Origin of the sequence: Lysinibacillus sp. NPDC093210 (assembly GCF_044753985.1) — a bacterium.
GTDB lineage: Bacteria > Bacillota > Bacilli > Bacillales_A > Planococcaceae > Lysinibacillus.
On record NZ_JBIVOE010000005.1, the window covers coordinates 77,137 to 99,788 of the forward strand.

Consider the following 22,652-nt stretch of genomic DNA (forward strand, 5'->3'; position numbering starts at 1 on the left):
TTCGCTTATTATATTTCCATCATTAGTATAATTATAGACTTCTGTTTTAATGAAATATTAAAATCAATATATGTATGATCCCAATCAAATAGAATCAGTTTTATATATCCATTTTCTGTTTTTAAAAAGAAATAGTCTAGGTACATATAATACATAATTTATCGTTCAAGAGGGGATAATTCAATTAAATATTGCTATTATCGTTTAATTTAGACGTATCCAATGGCAGTGACGATCTTTTGAAACAGGCTAAAAAGTTGATAAGGAGTATTTCTCCATATCAACTTTTTTTAGTGTGCCAGGATTTTCTGCAATCTATCGAGTGCAAGTTTTAAAAAATCAAATATTAAAAGATACACTGAATAGGTAGCTTAATAATGCGATTTATTAGTGCAAAAAAAGTGTCCTAAAATTCTCACTTCAACCCCTGTTACTGATCGTGAGTATAAGACTTTCCTTGGTGTTTACTCCAAGGTTTATAATTTAAACTGAATACACAAATTATACGAGGAGAATAGTTATGAATATTAAACAAGCTGCTGAAATGTTTGAATTAACAGTGGATACTTTACGTTACTATGAAAGAGTTGGCGTTATTCCGTCTGTTCATCGAAATGAAAACGGCTATCGAGATTATACTACGAGTGATTTAAACTGGATTTATTTAGCTAAAAATCTGCGTAATGCTGGGCTATCAATTGAGTCTTTAATCGAGTTTGCAACTTTGGCTCAAATTCGAGAAACGCAAAATGTTGAAGAAGCCCAAAAACAAATATTGAGAGATCAATTGAAAGAGTTGGATGAAAAATTAGCTGTAATGAATCAAGTACGAGATTTACTGGTCTATAAAATTGAAACTTATGATGAACATATCGCTAAATTTAAGACAGGAGAAATGAATTCCGAAAACGTGGAAAAACTATGGGAGAGAAAAAGTGATTAAATCGCTTGCTATGGAGTCAACTCCAAAGTTTATAGTTAAGAATGTAATCAAAAATAGTTTTTTGGAGGAATTTTAAATGCAAACTGTTAAATTAAACAATGGTGTAGAAGTACCTATTTTAGGATTTGGGACATTTCAAATCACTGACCCTAAACAAGCCGAAACCTCGGTAAAAGAAGCTATTAAAGCTGGCTACCGTCATATCGATACCGCGCAAAGCTATATGAATGAAGAAGCTGTCGGGCGTGGAATTGTTAGTTCTGGCGTTCCACGTGAAGAACTTTTTATCACCACAAAAATCTGGGTAGAAAATGTCAGCTATAATGGCGTACAGTCTTCATTTGAGCGTTCATTGAAACGTTTAGGTTTAGCCTATGTTGATTTATTATTGATTCACCAACCATATAATGATGTTTATGGCGCATGGCGTGCAATGGAAGAGCTTCAGGAGACAGGAAAAGTTCGTGCAATTGGCATTTCAAATTTTGCGGTAGACAGAGCTGTTGATTTAGCTGAATTTAACAAAGTAACTCCGCAAGTCAATCAAATTGAAATCAACCCATTCCAGCAGCAAGAGAAAAATATTGATGCGTTAAAAGCAGAAGGCATTATGCCAGAAGCATGGGCACCATTTGCTGAGGGGAAAAACGATATTTTCAACAACCCTATTTTAGTTAAAATTGGTGAAAAATACGGCAAATCAGTTGCACAAGTAATCACTCGCTGGTTAGTTGAACAAGATATCATTGTTTTAGCAAAATCTGTTAAACCAGAGCGTATGGTAGAAAATATTGATGTATTTGATTTTGAATTAACTATGGAAGACAAGAAAGATATCGCGACATTAAACGAGGGAGAAAGCCAATTCTTCTCTCATGCTGATCCTGAAATGATTCGCTGGATGGCAAGTCGCAATATCGATGTTTAATACTAAACGTTACATTATTATCCATCAAATATCTTAAAAATTTTCCAATCATAAAAAAGAATCCATTTTGTTAAATTTTTTAAAATGGGTTCTTTTTGATTGCAATTGTATGCGGTTTTGCATGAAGTTTTTAATCAAACTTTATTCCGAGGCAGGGGATGGAGGAGGACACAGGAAGTATTTTATGCATTAAAGTACACAAGCATTCGTTGGATCAATTTATCATTCGTCTGATTTCGATCGTAAATAGCACCAAAAGATAAGGAAAAATTAAAAGGATATCCGATTAACGGTATAGCCTTAATTCTGCCACTATCAATATATGGATCGTCTTCAATCATCATTTTGGAGACAATACTAACGCCCAGACCAGCGGCTACGGATTTTTTTATTACTTCTGGGTTATAGGAATGAAATATTGTGGATATTTGACCGTATTTCTCTTCAAACTCCTTCATTAAGTTTCTATAATAATGTTCTCCATATAAAATAAAGGACTCACTTAGTACATCTTGTAATTGAATCTCGGAGTGTATCGCAAGAACTGATTTTGCTGAAACAAGAAGATAAAAATTACTTTGTAGTTTTAATGGATGAAAAATCAGCTGATTGTCTAACGATTGTGATTCATTTGTTAATGTGATAAATCCAACATCTGCTTTTTTTTGCATGATTGCTTTAATCACATTATGATTTTCCATTTCTGAAATCGAGTAATGTACAAGTGGAAAATCTTTTTTGAAATTTACCAACGCATCTGGTAACAGGGTCATAAAAATGCTTGGAATAGTAGCGATTTCAACCTTTCCTGAAAAGGTTGCATTTTTGGATTGAATCTCCATTTTAAGTTTATTAGATTTTTGCAAAATATCCATTAACTTTGGAATAATCCACAGACCATCTTCGGTTGGTAATGTACCATTGCGAGAACGGTGAAATAATTGTATACCTAGTTCCTTTTCAAGCATCGAAATGGACTGGCTAATTGCGGATTGGGTGACATGCAATTGTTGTGATGCAATCGACATCGATTTATTCTCGACAATTGCTTTAACATACTCAAACTGTTCAAAATTCATCGGAGTCCTCCCATTAGTAAAACTAATACAATACATCATTAAAGTTAATTATACATTAAATTAATTTAACTTTATAATAAATATCGTTATATTTTTGATAGAAAGTGGGGAGGCAGAATTGGGTCGACCAAAAATTTGGACAACAAATTTCTTGTATCTTTGCGGTAGTAATTTTTTAATTGGTTTGATGTTTTATATGCTGGCGACAGTTTTACCTTTATATGTGCAATCAGGAATGAATGGTAACCAACAACAAATGGGTTTAGTTATTACGATATATGTAATTGGTAGTGTAATAGCACGTATTTTTTCAGGTATATGGGTGGACCGTTTTGGTAATAAGAAAATAAGTATAATTGGATTTACTATATTTTTTATTGCTACGATATCCTATTTTGGTGTAATAAATGGGATTATTTTATTTTTATTTGTCCGTTTTATTCATGGAATGAGCTATGCAGTTGCTTCAACAGCAACAAACACAGCAGTAGTTTCTGTCTTACCGCGTTCTCGTCAAGGTGAGGGAATTGGATACTTTAGTATGTTTCTTAGTTTAGCCATGGTTGTTGGCCCCTCAATTGGTCTGCTTTTATGGGAAAGTGAAAACATTTATTTGCTTTTAATTGTAGTTTCTATTCTCTCTGCAATTGCATTGCTTTTAGTAGCACTCGTCAAACTACCAGAAATAGTAAAACCGGAAACAATCGTAAAGAAAAAATTAAAATGGAATGATATTATAGAAATCAAAGCGTTGCCAATTTCTCTCGTTTCCTTTTTTTTATTTTTCTCGTATAGTTCCTTGTCAGGCTTTTTAGCATCTTATACGAAGGAAATTCATCAATCTTCTATAACTGGTTTGTTTTTTATTGTCTTTGCCTTAATGATTGTTGTTTTTCGCCCAGTTGTTGCTAAATTATTTGATCGCTATAAGGAACACTATATATTTTATCCATCAATCATCGTTTTTACGATAGGTATGTTTTTGTTAAGTCAGGCTCATTCAGTAACGATCATTTTAATTGCAGGCATTCTTATGGGACTTAGCTATGGTATTCTGTTCCCTTGCTTCCAAGGACTTGCGATCAAACAATCGCCTGCAGTTAGAAGTGGTGCAGCTACTGCTACTTTCTTTTTACTAAATGATCTTGGATATGGTTTAGGCTCTTATTTCATGGGGTTCACTGCATCCATTAGCAGTTATCGAATAATGTATGTCTTTGCGGCTGTTATTTCGTTAGTTTCATTAGTTATTTATTTGTTTTTATATCACTTCCCAGATAAAAAACATCAATCGGTTCAAACAGAAGTGTAAAACAGTAATTTCACGTCATTGGAGTCGTAATTACAGGTGGGGAAGTTTGGCATCAAGAAGGAAGTTCTCAACAACTAAAGACTGCGTAAATAGGAAATATCCTTCCAAATGTAACGAACTAGCAAGGTGCAGTAGGTTTGTAACTGTAGAAACAGAGTGGCTAGAGCATTTATTTGATGAAAGCTATGATAAATAATCAAACAATAAACGTATCGAATTTTTTATTTCGATACGTTTTTAGGTTGATGTTATTTAGTTAGTATAATAAGGTATCAAAACTTAGAGTATAAAGAATGGAAATTCATGATGGGGGAATACTGTAGTTCTCTGTTGCAAATACAATTCAAAATAAAACCATATCAATTCGGAGGTAAAAAATGAATGTCCTTGATTGTATTATTATAGGTGGAGGTCCTTCTGGCTTAAGTGCGAGCCTAACATTAGGAAGGGCCAGGAGAAACATTGCATTATTTGACGATGGAACAAATAGGAATAAAGTGACACAATCGTCACATGGATTTATTACTCGAGATGGGATAAAACCACAAGCATTTAAAGAACTAGCGTTAAAAGAGGTGGAGAATTACCCATCCGTATTATATTTTAATGCAACAGTTACTGAAATCATTAAGGATATAGGTAATGAGCGATTTACTGTCAAAACATCTACGAATCAGGAATTTGTTTCAGAAAAAATAATACTCGCTACCGGTATCCAAGAAATATTTACGATACCAAGCATAAAAAAGTTTTATGGGAAAAGTCTTTTTAGTTGTCCGTATTGCGATGGCTGGGAGCAAAAAGATAAGCCATTAGTGGTTATTGCAGAAAAAGAAGAGCATGTACTGCATCTGACTAAGTTAATTTATAATTGGTCGCAGGATTTAGTTGTCTTAACGAATGGAGTTCAATTATCTAAAGAAGGTAAAATGGAGTTACAAATACACAATATCAAAATTATATCGGAAAAGATAAAAGACTTAATAGGTAGTGGCGGTTACTTACAAAAAATAGAGTTTGAATCAGGAGCAACAATTATAAGATCGGGTGGATTTGTAGCCCCATCTTATTATCGCCCAAATCAATTTGCTGAGAAGCTTGGCTGTGATATTCATGAAAATGGAAAAGTTATAACAGATGGTGTTGGTAGAACATCCCAAAAAAATATATATATTGCAGGGGAAAACGAAAGATCTAAACCATCCTCATTAATGATTTCAGCTGCTAAAGGTAATAAAGCTGCGGTTTCAGTAAATACTGATCTAACGATGGAACGCTTTTGATTCGTTATAAGACCTTCTGCTTTAACTAAATAGGAACTTAGCTAATAAAACAAATCAAGAAGAACGGATTTTGATTTTAGAATTCGTTTTTTCTTTGTTGTATAAAAAGGATTGAAGGTTTTTTTGTTGAAGTTTTGAACTAACAGCATAGCTTTCCTAAAACAAAATTAGGTTGTCATTTTCAGTTTTACAAGGTGAGGCAACAACCAATAAAATAAGCCGGGAGGAATATAAATCACGGAAGCGACGTTTATTCATGTTACTAAATTTTTTGAAGCACCAGAAGCATCTGAGTGTTTAAATATTTTAGAGTTTAGTGGAAAAGAATAACAAGAAGTTCAAAACAGCGTAATAGTACCAAAAAATAATTAGCTCATATACAGAAAATGAAATGGGGAGTTAGAGGATATATTTAAGCCATCCTCCTTGCCAAATAATTTTAGTTTACATAATATAAATACCTTGGTCACAACTTTCTAATTATTTGATGTTTCACATAATTTATCGTTCAACTAGGGATCATTCGTTTAAATAATGCTAGTTATCGTTTATTGTAGATTTATCCAATATTATGAAAATTATTCATAAATTTGAACAAACTAAGCTGGTTGATACCTTATCTTAACAAAGGATAAAGACTTTTATTATGCGCTGGGAGAGTAATCGAGATGGGCGACGGTACGCATTACTGAATCTCAATACGTCTCATAGCGCTATCATTATTTTGAAAATTAGTAAATTACATCAAATGAAGCATTAAGAAAAGATAAAGAGCACCATTTACCAGATGCTTTTAAACGAATTCATTGGAGTACTGTTATTCAACTAACAGCAGTTTAGTTGAATAGTGTTATCTAACAAATGTTCAACAATCGGGCCATTTAATTGATTTACACCTTTGATAAAATTAATGAATTTATGTTAAAATTTAGGTTAAATTATAAACTGATGTACATAAACTAATGACGCAATTTAGTGGAGGAGGGATTATATGTATGAGTGATATATTTTGTAATGAGTTACAGAAGAAAGTGAAGAAGATTAAAATTGAAGGTTTTGTCATTTATATAGGAAATACACGGATCTTTGAATATTTAAAGAATAAAAAAGTCGTAGAAAAACCGACAAAGGTTTATTCCATTACAAAGAGTATTGTGTCTATATTAATTGGAATTATGGTCGATAAAGGGCTAATAAAAAACATTCAAGAACCTATTTATAACTACTTTCCTGAAATATTAGAGTTCAATGACCCAATATAGGAGAAAGTCACATTATTTCATTTGTTGACTATGACTTCAGGGTTACAAGTAGGAAAATTCCAAAGTCAAAAAACTGGGTTAAATTCATACTAGAACAACCAGTTATACATAGACCAGGTTCAACCTTTGAATATAATAGTGGAAACTCTCATTTACTAAGCGCGATTATCCAAAAAGTTTCTGGAGGTTCTTCCTCCTCATTTGCTGAAGAATTTCTATTCCATCCATTAGGAATAAAAAAATACATATGGGTAAAGGACCCGCAAGGAATTCACGAGGGTGGCTTTAGTATTTCATTAAATATTTAGAGGGCATGGTGAAGTTTGGCTCTTTATTACTAATCGAAGGGCAATTTAAATCAAATCAAGTAGTTTCATCTAGCTGGATCTACGAGGCAAAAAAACCATATAAACAATTTGAAGCAGAAGAAGACAGAACAGCTAGATATGGTTATCAGCTATGGAATTGTGAAATTACTAATAGTAACACCAAAATTGAATATTACTATGCGAATGGCATATACGGGCAATATATGGCAATATATATTTATTGTTCTGAAGTTAAATATTATGGCTGTGGCAAAAAGCTATCTCCAAGATGACAAGTCCTCTGCGCCGAAACTCTTTTTCGAAGAACTTTTACGTAGTTGGAAGGATGAATGAGACATTTAAACCAATGAAAAGGGGTTTTCTCCTCTTCCGACATCATAAAAGTATCTTGTAAAAAGGAGAAATCACTATCTTAATATTCCACAACGGGCATGCTTACAAGAATCAGAACTAGGTTTCATTAAAAGGCCATTTAATTTAAAAAGAACAAGGTATTTTAGGACAAGAGGCAAATACCACATTTGACTAACAATTAAACATGAGGTGTTTTCAGTGATAAAATTTTTTGAGTATAACTGGCAGGTAAGGGACGAATGGTTTAACTGGTGTAAACAATTATCAACCGAAGATTTGTTAAAAGACCGTATAGGAGGGGTAGGAAGTATTTTATATACCCTTTTTCATATAATAGATGTGGAGTACAGTTGGATTCGTGCTATTGAGGGTAAAGACGATGTGGTAGTTCAGTTTAATGATTTTAATACCCTTGAAAAAGTTAAATCTCTTTCAGATACATTTCATAATGACATAGTTAAGTTTATACAAACAAATTCGGATGAATCAAATGATAAACTTGTGTCTGTTCCTTGGGATGAAAATACTTATTCAAGAAGTGAAATATTACATCATATAGTTGCTCACGAAATTCATCATGTTGGCCAACTTTCTGTTTGGTCAAGAGAATTAGAATTAAGTCCAGTTTCAGCAAATTTCATTTGAAGAGACTTAAAACTAATTTAATTCTTATTGCTTTTCTGTAATGAGGAGAGCGTCTATCTTCATGAAAAGGGCCAGTTTGTTAAGTAGTGGACAGGGGGATATGATGCAATTTATTAAGAAATAGGGCTTTTTAATATTTACAATGGTTATCACGTTAGTAGGTTTTTTTGTATTAACATTTAGTGTTGATCTTGGAGCAGCTACAGCTAGTGCTTATTTAGATTCTAAGGGTGGTATGGATACGGTTGAGTTTCATTCCATTCAGTCCAAATATATTATATCAAATATGATTGCAGGTGGAATTCTATTGTTTCTAGGATTAACATTTCTCTTTTTCTCCGTCTATAGACTTTCCGAAACATGCCAGACAATTAGCTGCACAGTAAAAACCCTAACTTTAAGGGGTCACTACCTTATGGAACAAGGAAAAGCGTCTTTTTTACGAAAAAAAAGATTGAGTCGAACGTCTTCTTTTGAAATAATTGGTACTAATCAATATATTAATTAAGGGAATAAGATTCGTTAGAAAAAGAATTATATAGGAGGGTCGCCCATGGATAAAAATGAATTAATCTCACTATTCCACAAAGAACTTCGACAAGAGGCTCAAGTAAAAGGTTACATAAGAGAGGAAACAGAACATGTCGTGCGTCACATTTCACAGTTTGGTGAAAAAGGGTTCATTGTCTCATCTAATGTAAACGAAAGCAATGTAACAGAAATTATTAAGAACGAGTTAAACTATTTTAGTAACCTTGAGCAGGATTTTGAGTGGAAGGTGTATAACTACGACAAGCCTGCTAGTTTGAAAGATATTCTTGAACAAGAAGGCTTCACAATAGATGACCCTGAAGCACTAATGGTCATGAAGTTAGATGAACAGCACCCCTTGCTTAATAATGACCGACACTTCAATTTAAAGGAAATAACAGATGAACAAGGCATTCAAGACATTATTGTTCTAGAAGATGCCATCTGGAATGTACCGCATGCTGAGCTGGGAGAAAGACTTTGGAGAGATAAACAGAATAATCCTGAATCCCTATACCTTTATGGAATTTATGAAGATGGTCAGCTTGTAAGTGCAGCTTGGATGTATTTGGAAGAAAACTCCTCCTTCGCAAGCTTATGGGGAGGTTCAACACTACCGTTGTTCTGAGGAAAAGGTTATTATACAGCACTTTTAGCTATTCGTGCAAAAAAGGCATATGAAAATGGGCATCCATTCCTTACTGTTGACGCCAGTTCAATGAGTAGACCTATCCTAGAAAAGAGTGGTTTTCTATGTCTTGCATACTCTTATGGCTGCCAGTCACCTTCTACCAAGTAGTAGACCATCTTATTAAAAATCTAGCTAATAGAAGCTCATGTGTTATTCCGTTAAAGGATGCGATTGTTGCATAAGCGTTTCTTTTCTTATTCAACTCCCATGAAAGAACTTAATCATCTTACATTTTCTGTGGTGAAGAGCAGATTTTAGCGCTTCATGGATGGCTAACGGGGTGCGTTAGTTGAAGATTCGCTTTCCGAAATAATCAATCTTTTTTACAAAGCAACAACAAAAGAGTTCGAACATATTTGATATATATAATATGTTTGAACTTTTTATTTACATATGTTTGAATGTCGTTATCCTAAGATAAACAAATAATAAAGTTTTATAAAAATCTTCATTTCAGTTATCCTTTGAGATGATTTTTTTATTGGACATTTATGTTCAAACTGATGTTTATCGTGTGAAGAATTTCTTCCAATCCCTCCACCGTATGGTCTACTTTATCAAACAAACAACTTAACAATTGACCAAATGATTGCTATTCAACACTATCATAAAATTGGCGTCAAGAATTTAAATAAATGGAGATTACCGGTGAAGGGAGAATAATTGGGTATTTGTGGTATTATATAGTGAGCGAAGAAACAGAATAAAATTTTCCAACGAGCTTCGCAAACAATTGAAATTACCAATAGGGGGTCCTGCCGACAAAATTTAGAAGGATAAATCAGTTCCTACTTTTATAGAATAGGCTGAAATGGTATTTACTTAGGTTATAGTAACAGTTTTAATAGCTTAGAATTAAAAGGAGAGATTTCATAATTTATGTTTAAAATTTTTTTTGGAAAGTGCATAGTAACTTTTTTTATTTTACTTTTACTTATTCCTGTTTTTACAAATCAAAAGGCTACAGCTAATTCACTACCTCAAAATGAAATGCGTGCTGCCTGGATTGCAACAGTATCTAATATTGATATGAAGGCAGGTATGAGTAAGACCCAATATACTCAATGGGTTCAAAGTACCTTAGACAAATTAAAAGCTGATAACTTTAATACAGTTATTTTTCAAGTTAAGCCATTAAATGATGCACTGTACCCGTCTAAGCTCGCTCCATGGTCATCGTATATAACAGGCAATAAACAAGGGACCAATCCGGGTTTTGATCCATTGCAAATAATGCTGGACGAAGCACATATGCGAGGATTAGAACTTCATGCTTGGGTAAACCCATATAGGGTCACTATGCCTTCGCAATCTTTGACTAATCTTGCTGCCGATAATGTAGCCCGTGAAAATTCTAATTGGGTAGTGAAATACGGTAAACAATACTATTTAGATCCTGGTTTGCCGGAAGTTCAAAATTACTTATTATCAACCATAGAAGAATTAGTAAGCAACTATGATATCGACGCTGTACATATGGATGATTATTTCTATCCTTATAAAATAAAAGGAGAGACTTTTAAAGATCAACAAACTTTTAAAAAGTATGGTGGCTCTTTCAATAATATTGAAGACTGGCGCAGAAATAATGTTAATCAATTAGTAAAAAAGGTTTATGCAAGCATTAAGGCAATTAAACCTCATGTTCAATATGGAATTTCTCCGTTTGGAATTTGGCGAAACAAAGGGCAAGATGCTACTGGTAGTAACACGAATGGAATGAGTAACTACGATGATCTTTATGCTGATACAAGACAGTGGATTAAAGATGGAAGTATCGATTATATTGCGCCTCAAATCTATTGGTCTAGAAATCATAAAGCAGCAAATTACTCTGTTTTATTAGATTGGTGGGGAAGAGAAGTCCAAACATACGCAAAAGTCCATCCTGTTAATTTATATATTGGCATGGCCAATTATAAAGTTGGAAATGATTCTGATACTGCATGGAATAATAAGACGGAACTTATCAGCCAAGTAATCGCCAACAGAGCAAATAAAAATGCTCAAGGGCAAATGCATTTTTCTCTAAAAAGTATTAACAATAACGCTCTTGGATATGCTTCTTATCTAAATCAGCAACTATACAATTATAAAGCTTTAACACCTACAATTTATTGGAAAGGCTCTGCAATACCTTTATGTCCAACTGATGTTAAATTGAGTAAAGAGTCTTTCGGCATGAAGCTTACTATTACAGATGAAAATAGTACTCAACCAAGGAAATATGTAATATACCGATTTGATGGAACAAAAGAAGGATCATATGAAGACGTTAAAAATATAGTAGACGTGGTTTATAACACACAAGGTAATACTGTTTATGTAGATACGATTGCAAATAATAGTAAAGTATACACATATGGTATAAAGTCTATATCTGCTACAGGTGTGGAAAGTAAAACTGCTTTTGTTCTAAAATATGGAAATTAACAGTACAATAGAGCCAACACCTGAAGGGCCAGAGCAACCAGAAAAATCTGTAGATTCAAAGCCTGTTGGTAGAAAATAAGCGATCTTTCTTATAAAAACCACTCTTAAATTTGAGGGATATGAATCCATTTTGATCAATCTTTTTACAAAATGGATTCTTTTTATTTATCGTAAAATGCTGGCTTGTGAAGAATTTTTGAACAAACTTTATTTTAAAGCAAAAGTTAGAGTGGTTTTTTGTCGTTGAATTATGTGTATATATACCGGAATTTGATGTCGTTCTATTATAATTAATTATTTTCTTATATGATGAAGTTTAAATGGGGTTAATAATAGAGGCAAGGGGATAATTACTTAACATAGATTTAACACACACCTATTTAAAATAATAAAAATGAGGTGATTAAGATATGAGAATACTTGTAGTTGAAGATGAGTTAGATTTACAGGAAGCAATCGCTGAGGGGCTTAGACTAGAAGGGTATGCAGTTGATACCTGTAATAATGGGGAAGATGCTTATGAGTTGGCGTACGTTGAAAATTATGACTTAATCATACTTGATTTAAATCTTCCGAAAATGGACGGTCTAGAGGTTTTAGAAAAGTTAAGAGAAGAAAATAAAGAATTAAAAGTCTTAATCCTTAGTGCGAGAAGTACTGTAAATGAAAAAGTTAAAGGATTAGATATTGGCGCGAATGATTATTTAACGAAACCATTTGCCTTTGTGGAGTTGGAAGCAAGAATAAGGAATTTACTAAGGCGTAAATTCGTGCAGGAACATATCCTTTTATCTTGCGGTAATATAAATATTGATTTATCAAAACGTAGCGCATTTGTAGGTGAAGAAGAACTGATACTTACAAAAAAAGAATTCGCTTTACTTGAATATTTCCTATTTAATCAAGGAAAGATAGTCAGTCAAGAAGAATTAATTGAACACATTTGGGATGGAAATGCCGATAGCTTTAGTAGCGCTATTCGAGTTCATATAGCAACATTACGAAAAAAAATGAAAGCCCTATTAGATTACGACCCAATACGTACAAAGATTGGTGAGGGCTATTTTATTACGACAAATGATGGTGAAGTTTGATGTTTAAAAAAATGCCAATTCGGCTGCGACTTACTGCAATGATGGTAATTTTACTAGCGATTTGTTGTGTTGGGCTTACATTAATTTTAAATTTTTATGCTGGTATAATGGCAACAAGAATTGATGCGGCCACTGTATTACCTGCACAAGTGGTTGGTGAAAATAACAATGTTATTGATGATGTGCAAACGTCATCAAATACCATGATGACTACACCATCTGTTGAAGCACAAAAAGCAAGAATGGACTTTCGGTTTGAAAGTACTTTTTATATGCTTTTAATCATTATTGGTGGTGGCATATTGACCTATTATGTATCGGGTAAAGTATTAAAACCACTAGATACACTAAATAGTCAAATTAAGAATAGGACTGTGCATAATCTATCGGAAACGATGGACATACCACCAACTAATGATGAAATTGCTGAGCTAACCCTGTCTTTTAATGAAATGACGGATAAGCTAAACGATGCTTTTACGATGCAAAGCCGCTTTTCTGCAAATGCGGCACACGAACTCCGAACGCCACTTGCAGTTTTAAAAGCCAAGGTGGATGTATTTAAAAAGAAAAACGCACATACTTCAGTAGAATATGAAGCACTCATTAGTGTGTTTGAAAAGCAAACACAGCGCTTATCTGAGCTTGTACGGAGTCTTTTAGATATGACAAATATGAATGACGGATTTGAGAATGAAACGATTACCTTGAAGGTTGTTTTAGAAGACATTGTTTCCGAACTTTCTCATATTGCTAATGAAAAAGGGGTTAAACTATTTTTGGATAGCGATGATAGTGTTGTTAATGGAAATACAGATTTACTTTATAGAGCGTTTTATAACATTGTTGAAAACTGTATTAAATACAATATCGAAGACGGTAAGGTAATAATTACTGTTAAATCAGATAAAAAGCAGACAATGGTTGAAATTAAAGACACTGGAATTGGTATTCCTGATGAGGAAAAAAAGATTATATTTGAACCATTTTACCGAGTAGATAAATCGCGCTCTCGCGAAATGGGAGGTTCAGGTTTGGGACTTTCAATCGTATTAAGTATCATAAACAAGCACAATGGAAAAATTGCAGTTACGAACAATGAAAATGGCGGTACTTGTTTTAAAATTACACTTAGTAAAATAAACTAACAAAATGAAAAAGGCTTTGAATGACAGTTGAAACTGTTTATTCAAAGCTTTTTTGCAATTTGTTAAAAAGTATTCTTCTTAACACGGATTTAACATGGATTGTTATAAACTGGTGATAACAAGTGGGGAGATTGCAAGCTATACCGATGAAGAGTGTCGTATTAGTGAAGACAGTCTTTCACTTGTAAAGAAAATAGATGATGAAGTCAGATAGGGGGATAGTAAATATTACAGTTGAGCTAACAAGTCATCTGATGAAAAACGCTAGTGGTTAGAATGGATATTTAGAAGAGCGATTTCAAAAATGTACTGTTATCATTGTTACACATCTTGGGTAAAGGCTAATAGACATTCAAGGAGGAATTAAATATGAAGAAAACATTATCAATTGCTACACTTATGCTAGGGTTATCTGCTGTGGCAGGAACAGTATATGCTGCGAGCAACACCGACATGTGGGAAACCACTAAATCTAGTGAACCTGTCAGCTTAGTAGAAATGGCTAAAGAAAAAGGGATTACGGTAGATGAACTGATTGTTCAGCTTGGAAAAGAAGGAAAACTGACAAAGGGAACTAGTGTAAGTGAATCTGCGGAAGCTGAAGGTACTATGTCTGGCAATGTAAGTGAAGTGATGAAAAGCAGTGAACCTGTCAACTTAGAAGAAATGGCTAAAGAAAAAGGAATCACAGTAAAAGGACTGATTGCACAGCTTGAAAAAGAAGGGAAGCTGACAAAAGCTACTAGTGTAACTGCATCCGTGGAAGCTGAAGGTAATATCGAATCAACTCCTATCAACTTAGAAGAAATGGCTAAACAAAAAGGGATCACGTTAGAAGAACTAATTGCGCAACTTGAAAAAGAAGGAAAGCTGACAAAAGCTGCCAAAGTAACAGAAGCTGTGCAAGTAGAAACAAGCAATAAGTAAAATATAGAGAAAATAGAGCTGTCTTAAAGAAACCTTCTGCTAAGGGGAAGCTTTTGAAACAGTACTGTTGTTCGTAAGGAAAAAAGGCGCCAGGTACTAATACAATGCTGAATTGTATTTAGTACCTGGTATTTTTTTTCGCAAATATATAAAAGGTATTCCTCTTAACAAGAATTTAACATGGGTTGTTATACAATGGCGACATAAAGCTAGGAGGAACTGAGATGAATATTTTTAGAAACATAATAAAGAACATTAAAAGAAATAGAGGGGAAGCTTTCTCTTGTAAAAAAAAGACTAACTCAGAAAGGTGGAAAATAATTGTTTGAACTAAAGAATGTTTCAAAAAAATATAACGGCGATTTCGCCCTAAATAATGTCTCAGTTGAAATAGGAAAAGGACTGAATTTTATTGTCGGTGCTTCCGGTAGTGGCAAAACGACCTTGCTAAAAATCATGAGTGGCATGGAGCAGGATTTCGACGGAGACGTCTCATATGGTGGTAATGATATCAAAGCATCAACAAACAAGGAGAAAAGCTATTTCTACAACAATATCTTCGGCTTCGTTTGGCAGGATTTTAATTTACTAGAGGATTTCACAGTGCTGGAGAATGTATTACTAACACAATATCTAAAAGATGAGCAACAAACAAAGAATGCTGAGAAAATACTGAAAGAACTTAAGATTTTCGACATTGCAAGCCAAAAAATAAAAAAACTTTCGGGCGGACAGAAACAGCGTGTAGCCATTGCACGAGAACTAATGAAAAATCCGCAGGTCATTATTGCTGATGAGCCAACAAGTGCATTAGATGAAAAGAATGCAAAAATTACAATGGATACTTTAAGAGCAATTTCAAAGAGCAGAACAGTAATCATCGTTACGCATGACACCTCTTTGATTAGCGATAAAGATAATATTTTTGAGCTTGATAAGGGTGAACTTGTTTCTTCAATTGGTAATAATCTTGTTAAATCTCCAGAGGTTAAAATTTGGAAAAATCATAGCCTATCAATAAAAAACGCCTTTTCGCTAGCACTTATGGGAATAAAAGGAAATTTTGGGCGTTTTATAGTATCTACGCTTTCTATTATGATGGCGGCAATATTATTGCTTACAACACAAGGTGGAGCAATTAACAACAGTAGTCAAGATGCGTTCGATAGGCTTCTTGACACTTATGGAGAAGGACTTTTGGATCTTAGTATTGTTGGAAGCTTTACAAGTGCAGGGGAAACGGATGACAACGATGATGAAAAGCCAGATGCCGATATAACTCAAGATATTGGTGGCTTATATAAGGAGTATGCAAGTGATGAGCGCGTTGCCTTCACAGCCTTTTTACAGGGCATGGATAACATCTCCATTACTGTGGACGAGCAAAATTATCAGGTAGCAAGTACGGGTAGCGTTCCAGTTATAAATAAACTCATAACTGGAAAAATGCCAACAGGGTCGGGTTATGAGGTTGTTGTTCCTGAGAGCTTTGTTAAATCATTAGGTATTGAAAATGATCAAGCAATTGGCAAAGAAATTGATTTCAGCACATCTATGTACAATTGGGATACAGGTAGTCCTGTACAGAAAGATGCCAAAATTACAGCTACTATTGTAGGCGTTGCGGATACAACAGCTGTAACTGATTATGAAGGTAAAATGATGGAATTCTCTGTTGATGACGCTTTCTTTTTCAACCAAACAGCTCTTGATGATTTGAGAAACCAGGCAGACATGAAGGGGAATGAAACAAATTTCCTTATTCGAGCAAAAACGCCTGCTGATATGATTGCTATTAAGGGTGAACTTAACGAACAGGGCATTGTCCCCCTTGGTAGATTTGAGCTCGTCGAGGACATTGTTAGATTAAATACTCAAACAACCGAACAATCAGGTTCTGCAAGTTCGATTATTGGTGTTCTATCTGTTGTGATGGTCATAGCTATTTTCCTGATCACGGGGGTTATGAGAAAAAGGGAATATGCTATTTATAAGGTTAGTGGATATAACAACCGTCATTTAAACTTATTGAATTTAGCAGAAACGCTAACGGTAGCTGTCACTGGAATTCTACTAATGTTTGTAACATCTCCACTTATTAATGTAGGTACAGAAGCTTTATTTTCTGTGAATATTCTAAATGTAGAAATGTTGACTAAAGGAACGCTTCTAATACTAGGTGTTGCGGTTATAGCTTATGGTACCACTGTAATTTCGTATGTAAAAACAAACATCACAACTGCTTTAAGGAAAGGTGATCGATAGTGATTCAGGTTAACAATCTTACAAAAAAATACGGTAATTCGCATATTCTTGAAGATACAAATTTTACGTTTCCGAACAAAGGGCTTGTGAGCTTGCTTGGTGCATCTGGCAGTGGCAAAAGCACATTGTTAAATATGCTTGCAGGCTTTGACAGCGATTATAGCGGTGATATTACCGTTTGCGGAACATCAATCAGCAAAATGAATGAGGACGAGTTATGTGCTTACCGCAGAGATAACATAGGCTTTATTTTTCAAAACTATCATCTATTAAGCGGATATACTGTACTTGAAAATATCATGCTACATTGTGAGTTAAACGGTTTAGATGAACAAAGCAATGTAGAGAATGCCCAAGAATTATTAAACAGAATCGGTATTTCGGAAAAAGAAAGTGAGAAAGCTGAAGATTTGTCAGGCGGTCAAAAGCAGAGGGTTGCCATCGCAAGAGCCTTAATCAGTAATCCAACTATTATCTTAGCGGATGAGCCAACAGGTGCGCTTGATCGTCGCAATTCCACTGAAATTATTACTTTGCTGAAAGAGATTTCTAAGGATAAGTTAGTTATCGTAATTACACACGACTCAAAACTATGTGATTTTGCAGATGAAGTAATTTCGATTGAAAATGGAAAGGTTGTTGCAAAAGACGCAAGCATTCAAGAAAAGAATGCTTGCGTACAAAACCTCACAATTAAACCTTCTAAAAAAGTATCATCTTTCAAAAGAGGACTGAAAAATTTTAAGGTGCATTTCACACGATATATTGCTATTAGTTTGGCAATTTCTATCGGCGTTTTTTGCTTTATGCTGTCCTTGTCTTACGGCAATATTATGCAGCAGTCTATAGAGGACTTCAAGGAGAAAAATACAGCTTATAACAATGGCTTCATCAAAACTGATGAAGATGACAAGGAAGTTTTTGAGCTATTGAATAAAGATGAACGTATTGAAAATGTTTACCGTCAATATAAGATTAATGATGTTAGCTTAAGTATTGATGACAACAACGAAACAATGATAGAAAAATATCCAATGCCGAAAACAACAGAAAGCATGTCATATGGGATAATGCCAAAAAAAGAGGTGAATGAAATTGCCCTAACCCCAAGTCTTGCTAAAAAGTTTGCAAGCAATATTAGCGAATTAGTTGGTAAAGAAATAACCCTTAAATATAAAGATCAAGAGTACAAATTAACTGTAAGTGGTATTTATAATGCGGGGTACGATGATTTCTTTGTCAGCGCAGATATTGAACAGGAATTTTATACTGGCATTAAGGATGAGCAAGTCTATTCCATCAGCTATGATGTGAAAGATTTTGAAGATATTTTTGCAGTGAGTGAATTGTTTAGAGAAAAAGAAATTGACAGTAAAAACGCAGCTGTTGAAGTGGGAGCTTTGCAAAACACATTCAAAAGTCTTAGTCGCTTGTTTCTTACTGTTTCAATCTTGATTTTGGCAATCGGTTTGTTTATCAGTGAAGTATTAATAGTTAAACTACAAAATTCAAGATATAAGGAATTGGGGCTTTTATCAGCATTAGGCTTTAAGAAAAGCACAATACAAAGGATTATTATCAGCGAAAATGCTCTTTTATCCGCTATGGCGGCAATTTTCAATGCTGTGCTTATCGGAGGAGCATATCTCGTTGGAATGCTGTTTGATGTAGCAATTCGCGTTTCACCTTTACAAATATTTGTTTCAATTTTAACTACAGGATTTGTAGTCATTCTAATCAGTGTTTTGGCAAGCCATAAACTTATTCATACAGAACCTGCTGATGCTTTAAGGAAATAGGTTGTAGGTCATTGTCCAAATTGAAAATAGATCAAGATATATGATAGTGTGTTTGGAAGTTCTTGTCCTTGTACATCCATGTAGAGTAGTAGTCGAATCCAGGCTCTCCTCCTTGCCAAATAATTTTAGTTTACATAATATAAATTATAGGAAGTTATGTTTCATTGAAAAGTATACTTTTGATAGTGAGACAACAAAATTAAAATAAATGTACATAGACATCAAAGTCTAAAATTTAAAGACACCAAAGTCTAAGCTTTACTTAATTGTCAAATAAGTTTAGATTTTGGTGTCTTCTTTTTTTATTCCTCATAAATTCACTCAAATGTTTGAACTATAAAAATAAAAATAACCCATGAAAACATGATTGATAAAAAACGATTATTTTAATATCGAAAATATGCTTGGTACGTTTCTCACTTACAATCGACTGCGATATCTAATGCTTCTACATCTTCATTTAAGTATAGATCTTTTGACAAAAGAAACTGCTTAATGGATATCAATATTTTCTCGTACATTATTTTATCAACAGTCGAAAAAGGTTTTCTCACTAAAGAATTTCTAAAATGATTGAGAACATATAATTTCTTATATACTTGTTTTAATTGGTTCTTCAATTGTATGCATTTTTACAAGTATTGCTATTTGGTTTCGTAAATCCTTCCTATGGAAAACTGCATCAAGCTGACCATGCGCTAGTAAAAACTCTGACTTTTGGAAATCATTTGGTAATTTTTCTCTTAATGTTTCTTCGATTACACGGCGACCAGCAAAGCCAATCAATGCTTGCGGTTCTGCAATATTAATATCTCCAACAGAAGCAAAGCTTGCTGAAACGCCACCGTATGTAGGGTGCGTCATGATCGAAATAAATAATAGTCCTTCTTCACTATGACGTTTTAATGCCACACTCGTTTTTACCATTTGCATTAATGATAGAATACCTTCTTGCATGCGCGCTCCACCACTAGCCGTAAAGATAATAACCGGTACACGTAATTCAATAGCTTTTTCAACGGCACGTGTGATTTTTTCTCCTACAACGGAGCCCATTGAGCCCATACGGAAATGAGAATCCATAATTGCTACAACAATTTCTTCTCCATCAAGAGTACCTACCCCAGTCAGTACTGCTTCGCTTAATCCCGTTTGTTGTTTAGCCACTGAAATTTTTTCTACATAATCAGGGAAATTAAGTGGATTACTTGTTTGTAAATGATCATCCATTGAAACAAATGAACCTTCATCTAAGAAATAAGCTACGCGCTCCTGTGCAGTCATTTTGAAATGATGGTCGCATTTTGTACACACTTTATGATTTTTTTCTAATTTCTTTGTTAACTGAATGTGACGGCATTCTGGACATTTTGTCATAAGTCCTTCCGGAAATCCCTTTTCCTGTCCGTCCTCATTCTTTTTATTAAATAAGCTGCGTATTGCCATGTTTTACTCCTCCTATGTTTGTCTAAATGCCTTGTTCAGCATTTATGTTCGTAAGCTTTTAATGCCTCTTTTTCATAGCCAAGCTGCATCGATTTCAACATAGTTTGAATGATTAATTTTTCTTCTTCTGTTGAGTTTCGATTTAAACGGTCACCGGCATAAACTGCTAATTGAAACCAGACTTTTAGTAAAAAACGATTTCTGACATGATGATTATTTCTCGTAAAACATCCAGACAATTAATCGTACCTCTATCTCTAGCTTTACAAAAAAACTGTCCCACATAGGTAGTGTTCGCAGAGTCACTGTACAACTTATAACGCGGCTTCCATTTCATGAATTTGTCGCGTTAATTCGACATCCTTTTATTGATTTTTCATCTTCTAATATAAACATCGACAATATTTCTTCGAGCCGATGCTTTTGTGTAGAAGCTAGAAACGTACCTCCCCCATGTCTCATTAAGACCTAACAACTCTAAACTTCGCAATGCCTCTCTCACAGAGGATCGCCCGACACCCAGACGTTCTGAAAGGACTCATTCGGAAGGTTACTTTTCACCAGCCTGTATTTTTTCCATTTTAATAAGTTGTCGTAATTGTTGGACGATATCTAAAAACACTTTCTTTTGTTGGGTTTTTTTATCCATACGATCAACTCCTCGGTCAATCTATTCGCCTTGGAATAATTATCGCTGTCGCTTTCCTTTCGCGCAGATAAACAATGCATCCAAAGGCTTTATCTTCATTCAGTAGGTGTTTGGATACCTACTATTAAAGAAACAAAATCCACCACCTTCAGATGATGGCGTCTCTTACTGAATGAATTCAAAAGTGGTCTGGCCACTTTTAAAGTTGGCTTTATCTTACAAAATAATTATTTAAAAGTAAAGTAGAAACTGTATAAAAATTTATGCAATTTCTAAAATTACTTCAATTTCATATTCTTTTCGTCGTTTGTGCATGTTTTACTTTCACTAGAGGTCTACCAAAGCGCTTTTCAAGCTTTCTCTCACTGTAAAGCAATTCATCTTCTAGTAACAGCTCTTGAACAAGATGAGAAACTTGCGGGAATAAGGTTACAGATACCCTTCCAAACTCATCCTGAAGCTAATAAAGGCCATTTGTAAACGGCGACTTACAAGGAAAGCACGTACCTGGCATCGCTCCGACGTGGCCCACTGAGCCAATATCCAGGGTTATTAATCGTAACTTTTTTATAATTGTCGCCACTTTACTAAATCAAGAGTTTCAGTATAGATGTATATATCGCCAAAAAACCAATAAATATGAACAAACTATCCGTATTAAAAAACAAGCAGGGTTAAAAACCTAGCTTGTTTGAAAATAATTTTCATATAAAAAATCCATATAATATCTAAACTGTCAGTTTCGTGGTACCATTTTTCACTGAATCAAAAATGTTAGCAAAAATACTGGTGCGAATTTATTGGTTTTATGTAGTTTAGACTTTGGTATCCCTTTACAAAATTAAAATAAACTCAGATAATCGTTAAATCATCTGAGTTTATTCATCTTATTTAGTTAATGCCTTCATATCTGCTACGATTGTTTCAACAGGTACATTTGTAGCGCCGTCATAATCTTTCACGACAACTCCGTCAGCATTTACTAAATAAAAGCTCGACATATGTACAACTTGATCAGAATTCGGATCATTCTTCACTAATGAATTAAATGATTTTCGGGCAAATTGCTCAATATACTGTTGCTTATAGCCAGTTAATAGCTGCCATTTGCTATCATCAATTACTGAATATGTTTTTAAATAATCTTTTAAAACATCTGGTGAATCTACTTCAGGATCTACACTAAATGCCACTATTTGATAATCTTTTACACCTTCATCCTTTAATGACTTTTGCACATCGGTCATATTATATGTCATCGGCGGACAAATCGAGTTGCAATTTGTAAATATGAACATTGCTAGCCAAGGCTGTCCTTTTAAGCTATCAAGACTTACTTGCTTATTGTTTTGATTCGTAAATGAAAAATCTTCTACCTCAATGCTCATTTCAGGTTCAAATTTATAACTGCCACAAGCTGCCAATATGGTGCTTAATACTAGTAACCCAACTAGCATAATCCTTTTCTTTCCCATCAAAATGTACACTTCCCTCCAATTTATCATCGTATTTTATTGTATAAATAATAGAATAC

General features: G+C 34.1%; 19 protein-coding genes. 15 read left to right on the top strand and 4 right to left on the bottom strand.

Annotated elements, in window-relative coordinates:
* The first annotated feature begins 520 nt into the window (after nucleotides 1-520).
* Both ACIP9C_RS13660 and ACIP9C_RS13665 read left to right on the top strand, forming a co-directional pair.
* Nucleotides 521-943, top strand: a complete 423-nt coding sequence (locus ACIP9C_RS13660) for a MerR family transcriptional regulator (RefSeq protein WP_401011395.1) — start codon at nucleotides 521-523, stop codon at nucleotides 941-943.
* Between the two features lie 76 nt (nucleotides 944-1,019).
* Nucleotides 1,020-1,871 (top strand): aldo/keto reductase, encoded by an 852-nt coding sequence (locus ACIP9C_RS13665; protein WP_401011397.1) that lies wholly within the window; start codon nucleotides 1,020-1,022, stop codon nucleotides 1,869-1,871.
* Between the two features lie 182 nt (nucleotides 1,872-2,053).
* Here the strand turns inward: ACIP9C_RS13665 and ACIP9C_RS13670 are convergent, their stop codons facing one another.
* Complete coding sequence (locus ACIP9C_RS13670) at nucleotides 2,054-2,950, bottom strand: LysR family transcriptional regulator (RefSeq protein ID WP_401011399.1); 897 nt, start codon at nucleotides 2,948-2,950, stop codon at nucleotides 2,054-2,056.
* 118 nt (nucleotides 2,951-3,068) lie between these two features.
* Between ACIP9C_RS13670 and ACIP9C_RS13675 the strand changes: the two genes are divergently transcribed.
* The 13 genes from ACIP9C_RS13675 to ACIP9C_RS13735 all read left to right on the top strand — a co-directional run bounded on the left by ACIP9C_RS13675 (nucleotide 3,069) and on the right by ACIP9C_RS13735 (nucleotide 19,023).
* Nucleotides 3,069-4,262 carry an MFS transporter gene (locus tag ACIP9C_RS13675; RefSeq protein WP_401011401.1) on the top strand — a complete coding sequence of 398 codons (1,194 nt, stop codon included), beginning with the start codon at nucleotides 3,069-3,071 and terminating at the stop codon, nucleotides 4,260-4,262.
* 377 nt (nucleotides 4,263-4,639) lie between these two features.
* A complete protein-coding gene (locus ACIP9C_RS13680) occupies nucleotides 4,640-5,545 on the top strand; it encodes an NAD(P)/FAD-dependent oxidoreductase (RefSeq protein ID WP_401011403.1) in 906 nt (301 codons plus the stop codon).
* 995 nt (nucleotides 5,546-6,540) lie between these two features.
* On the top strand, nucleotides 6,541-6,807 hold the full coding sequence (locus tag ACIP9C_RS13685) for a hypothetical protein (protein WP_401011404.1): 267 nt from the start codon (nucleotides 6,541-6,543) through the stop codon (nucleotides 6,805-6,807).
* Nucleotides 6,808-6,863: 56 nt separating this feature from the next.
* On the top strand, nucleotides 6,864-7,115 hold the full coding sequence (locus ACIP9C_RS13690; RefSeq protein ID WP_401011722.1) for a serine hydrolase: 252 nt from the start codon (nucleotides 6,864-6,866) through the stop codon (nucleotides 7,113-7,115).
* 5 nt (nucleotides 7,116-7,120) lie between these two features.
* A complete protein-coding gene (locus tag ACIP9C_RS13695) occupies nucleotides 7,121-7,408 on the top strand; it encodes a hypothetical protein (RefSeq protein ID WP_401011406.1) in 288 nt (95 codons plus the stop codon).
* 280 nt (nucleotides 7,409-7,688) lie between these two features.
* Nucleotides 7,689-8,135 (top strand): DinB family protein, encoded by a 447-nt coding sequence (locus tag ACIP9C_RS13700; RefSeq protein WP_401011408.1) that lies wholly within the window; start codon nucleotides 7,689-7,691, stop codon nucleotides 8,133-8,135.
* 553 nt (nucleotides 8,136-8,688) lie between these two features.
* A complete protein-coding gene (locus ACIP9C_RS13705; protein ID WP_401011410.1) occupies nucleotides 8,689-9,294 on the top strand; it encodes an N-acetyltransferase in 606 nt (201 codons plus the stop codon).
* 942 nt (nucleotides 9,295-10,236) lie between these two features.
* Nucleotides 10,237-11,790, top strand: a complete 1,554-nt coding sequence (locus ACIP9C_RS13710) for a glycoside hydrolase family 10-like protein (protein ID WP_401011412.1) — start codon at nucleotides 10,237-10,239, stop codon at nucleotides 11,788-11,790.
* A gap of 410 nt (nucleotides 11,791-12,200) precedes the next feature.
* Entirely contained in the window at nucleotides 12,201-12,884 is a 684-nt protein-coding gene (locus ACIP9C_RS13715) for a response regulator transcription factor (protein WP_401011414.1), read from the top strand.
* Nucleotides 12,884-14,032, top strand: coding sequence for a sensor histidine kinase (locus ACIP9C_RS13720; RefSeq protein WP_401011416.1), 1,149 nt, complete (start codon nucleotides 12,884-12,886; stop codon nucleotides 14,030-14,032). The genes ACIP9C_RS13715 and ACIP9C_RS13720 overlap by 1 nt, the downstream gene beginning before the upstream one ends.
* A 369-nt stretch (nucleotides 14,033-14,401) precedes the next feature.
* Complete coding sequence (locus tag ACIP9C_RS13725; RefSeq protein WP_401011418.1) at nucleotides 14,402-14,959, top strand: hypothetical protein; 558 nt, start codon at nucleotides 14,402-14,404, stop codon at nucleotides 14,957-14,959.
* A 321-nt stretch (nucleotides 14,960-15,280) separates the two neighbouring features.
* The gene (locus ACIP9C_RS13730; protein WP_401011420.1) at nucleotides 15,281-17,224 is read left to right on the top strand and encodes an ATP-binding cassette domain-containing protein; all 1,944 of its coding nucleotides are present in this window, start codon (nucleotides 15,281-15,283) and stop codon (nucleotides 17,222-17,224) included.
* Nucleotides 17,224-19,023, top strand: coding sequence for an ABC transporter ATP-binding protein/permease (locus ACIP9C_RS13735; protein ID WP_401011422.1), 1,800 nt, complete (start codon nucleotides 17,224-17,226; stop codon nucleotides 19,021-19,023). Before ACIP9C_RS13730 ends, ACIP9C_RS13735 begins: the two co-directional genes overlap by 1 nt.
* Nucleotides 19,024-19,614: 591 nt before the next feature.
* Here the strand turns inward: ACIP9C_RS13735 and accD are convergent.
* The 3 genes from accD to ACIP9C_RS13750 all read right to left on the bottom strand — a co-directional run bounded on the left by accD (nucleotide 19,615) and on the right by ACIP9C_RS13750 (nucleotide 22,593).
* Nucleotides 19,615-20,469 (bottom strand): acetyl-CoA carboxylase, carboxyltransferase subunit beta, encoded by an 855-nt coding sequence (gene accD / locus ACIP9C_RS13740; RefSeq protein WP_401011424.1) that lies wholly within the window; start codon nucleotides 20,467-20,469, stop codon nucleotides 19,615-19,617.
* Between the two features lie 35 nt (nucleotides 20,470-20,504).
* Nucleotides 20,505-20,708 (bottom strand): hypothetical protein, encoded by a 204-nt coding sequence (locus ACIP9C_RS13745; RefSeq protein ID WP_401011426.1) that lies wholly within the window; start codon nucleotides 20,706-20,708, stop codon nucleotides 20,505-20,507.
* Between the two features lie 1,297 nt (nucleotides 20,709-22,005).
* Nucleotides 22,006-22,593 carry an SCO family protein gene (locus ACIP9C_RS13750; RefSeq protein ID WP_401011428.1) on the bottom strand — a complete coding sequence of 196 codons (588 nt, stop codon included), beginning with the start codon at nucleotides 22,591-22,593 and terminating at the stop codon, nucleotides 22,006-22,008.
* Nucleotides 22,594-22,652 lie beyond the last annotated feature (59 nt).

What these genes read in the sequence shown, in the direction of transcription:
- ACIP9C_RS13660 (WP_401011395.1), top strand. Translation starts at nt 521, where the DNA reads ATGAATATTAAACAAGCTGCTGAAATGTTTGAATTAACAGTGGATACT.
- ACIP9C_RS13665 (WP_401011397.1), top strand. Translation starts at nt 1,020, where the DNA reads ATGCAAACTGTTAAATTAAACAATGGTGTAGAAGTACCTATTTTAGGA.
- ACIP9C_RS13670 (WP_401011399.1), bottom strand. Translation starts at nt 2,950, where the DNA reads ATGAATTTTGAACAGTTTGAGTATGTTAAAGCAATTGTCGAGAATAAA.
- ACIP9C_RS13680 (WP_401011403.1), top strand. Translation starts at nt 4,640, where the DNA reads ATGAATGTCCTTGATTGTATTATTATAGGTGGAGGTCCTTCTGGCTTA.
- ACIP9C_RS13685 (WP_401011404.1), top strand. Translation starts at nt 6,541, where the DNA reads ATGAGTGATATATTTTGTAATGAGTTACAGAAGAAAGTGAAGAAGATT.
- ACIP9C_RS13695 (WP_401011406.1), top strand. Translation starts at nt 7,121, where the DNA reads ATGGTGAAGTTTGGCTCTTTATTACTAATCGAAGGGCAATTTAAATCA.
- ACIP9C_RS13705 (WP_401011410.1), top strand. Translation starts at nt 8,689, where the DNA reads ATGGATAAAAATGAATTAATCTCACTATTCCACAAAGAACTTCGACAA.
- ACIP9C_RS13710 (WP_401011412.1), top strand. Translation starts at nt 10,237, where the DNA reads ATGTTTAAAATTTTTTTTGGAAAGTGCATAGTAACTTTTTTTATTTTA.
- ACIP9C_RS13715 (WP_401011414.1), top strand. Translation starts at nt 12,201, where the DNA reads ATGAGAATACTTGTAGTTGAAGATGAGTTAGATTTACAGGAAGCAATC.
- ACIP9C_RS13720 (WP_401011416.1), top strand. Translation starts at nt 12,884, where the DNA reads ATGTTTAAAAAAATGCCAATTCGGCTGCGACTTACTGCAATGATGGTA.
- ACIP9C_RS13725 (WP_401011418.1), top strand. Translation starts at nt 14,402, where the DNA reads ATGAAGAAAACATTATCAATTGCTACACTTATGCTAGGGTTATCTGCT.
- accD (WP_401011424.1), bottom strand. Translation starts at nt 20,469, where the DNA reads ATGGCAATACGCAGCTTATTTAATAAAAAGAATGAGGACGGACAGGAA.
- ACIP9C_RS13750 (WP_401011428.1), bottom strand. Translation starts at nt 22,593, where the DNA reads ATGGGAAAGAAAAGGATTATGCTAGTTGGGTTACTAGTATTAAGCACC.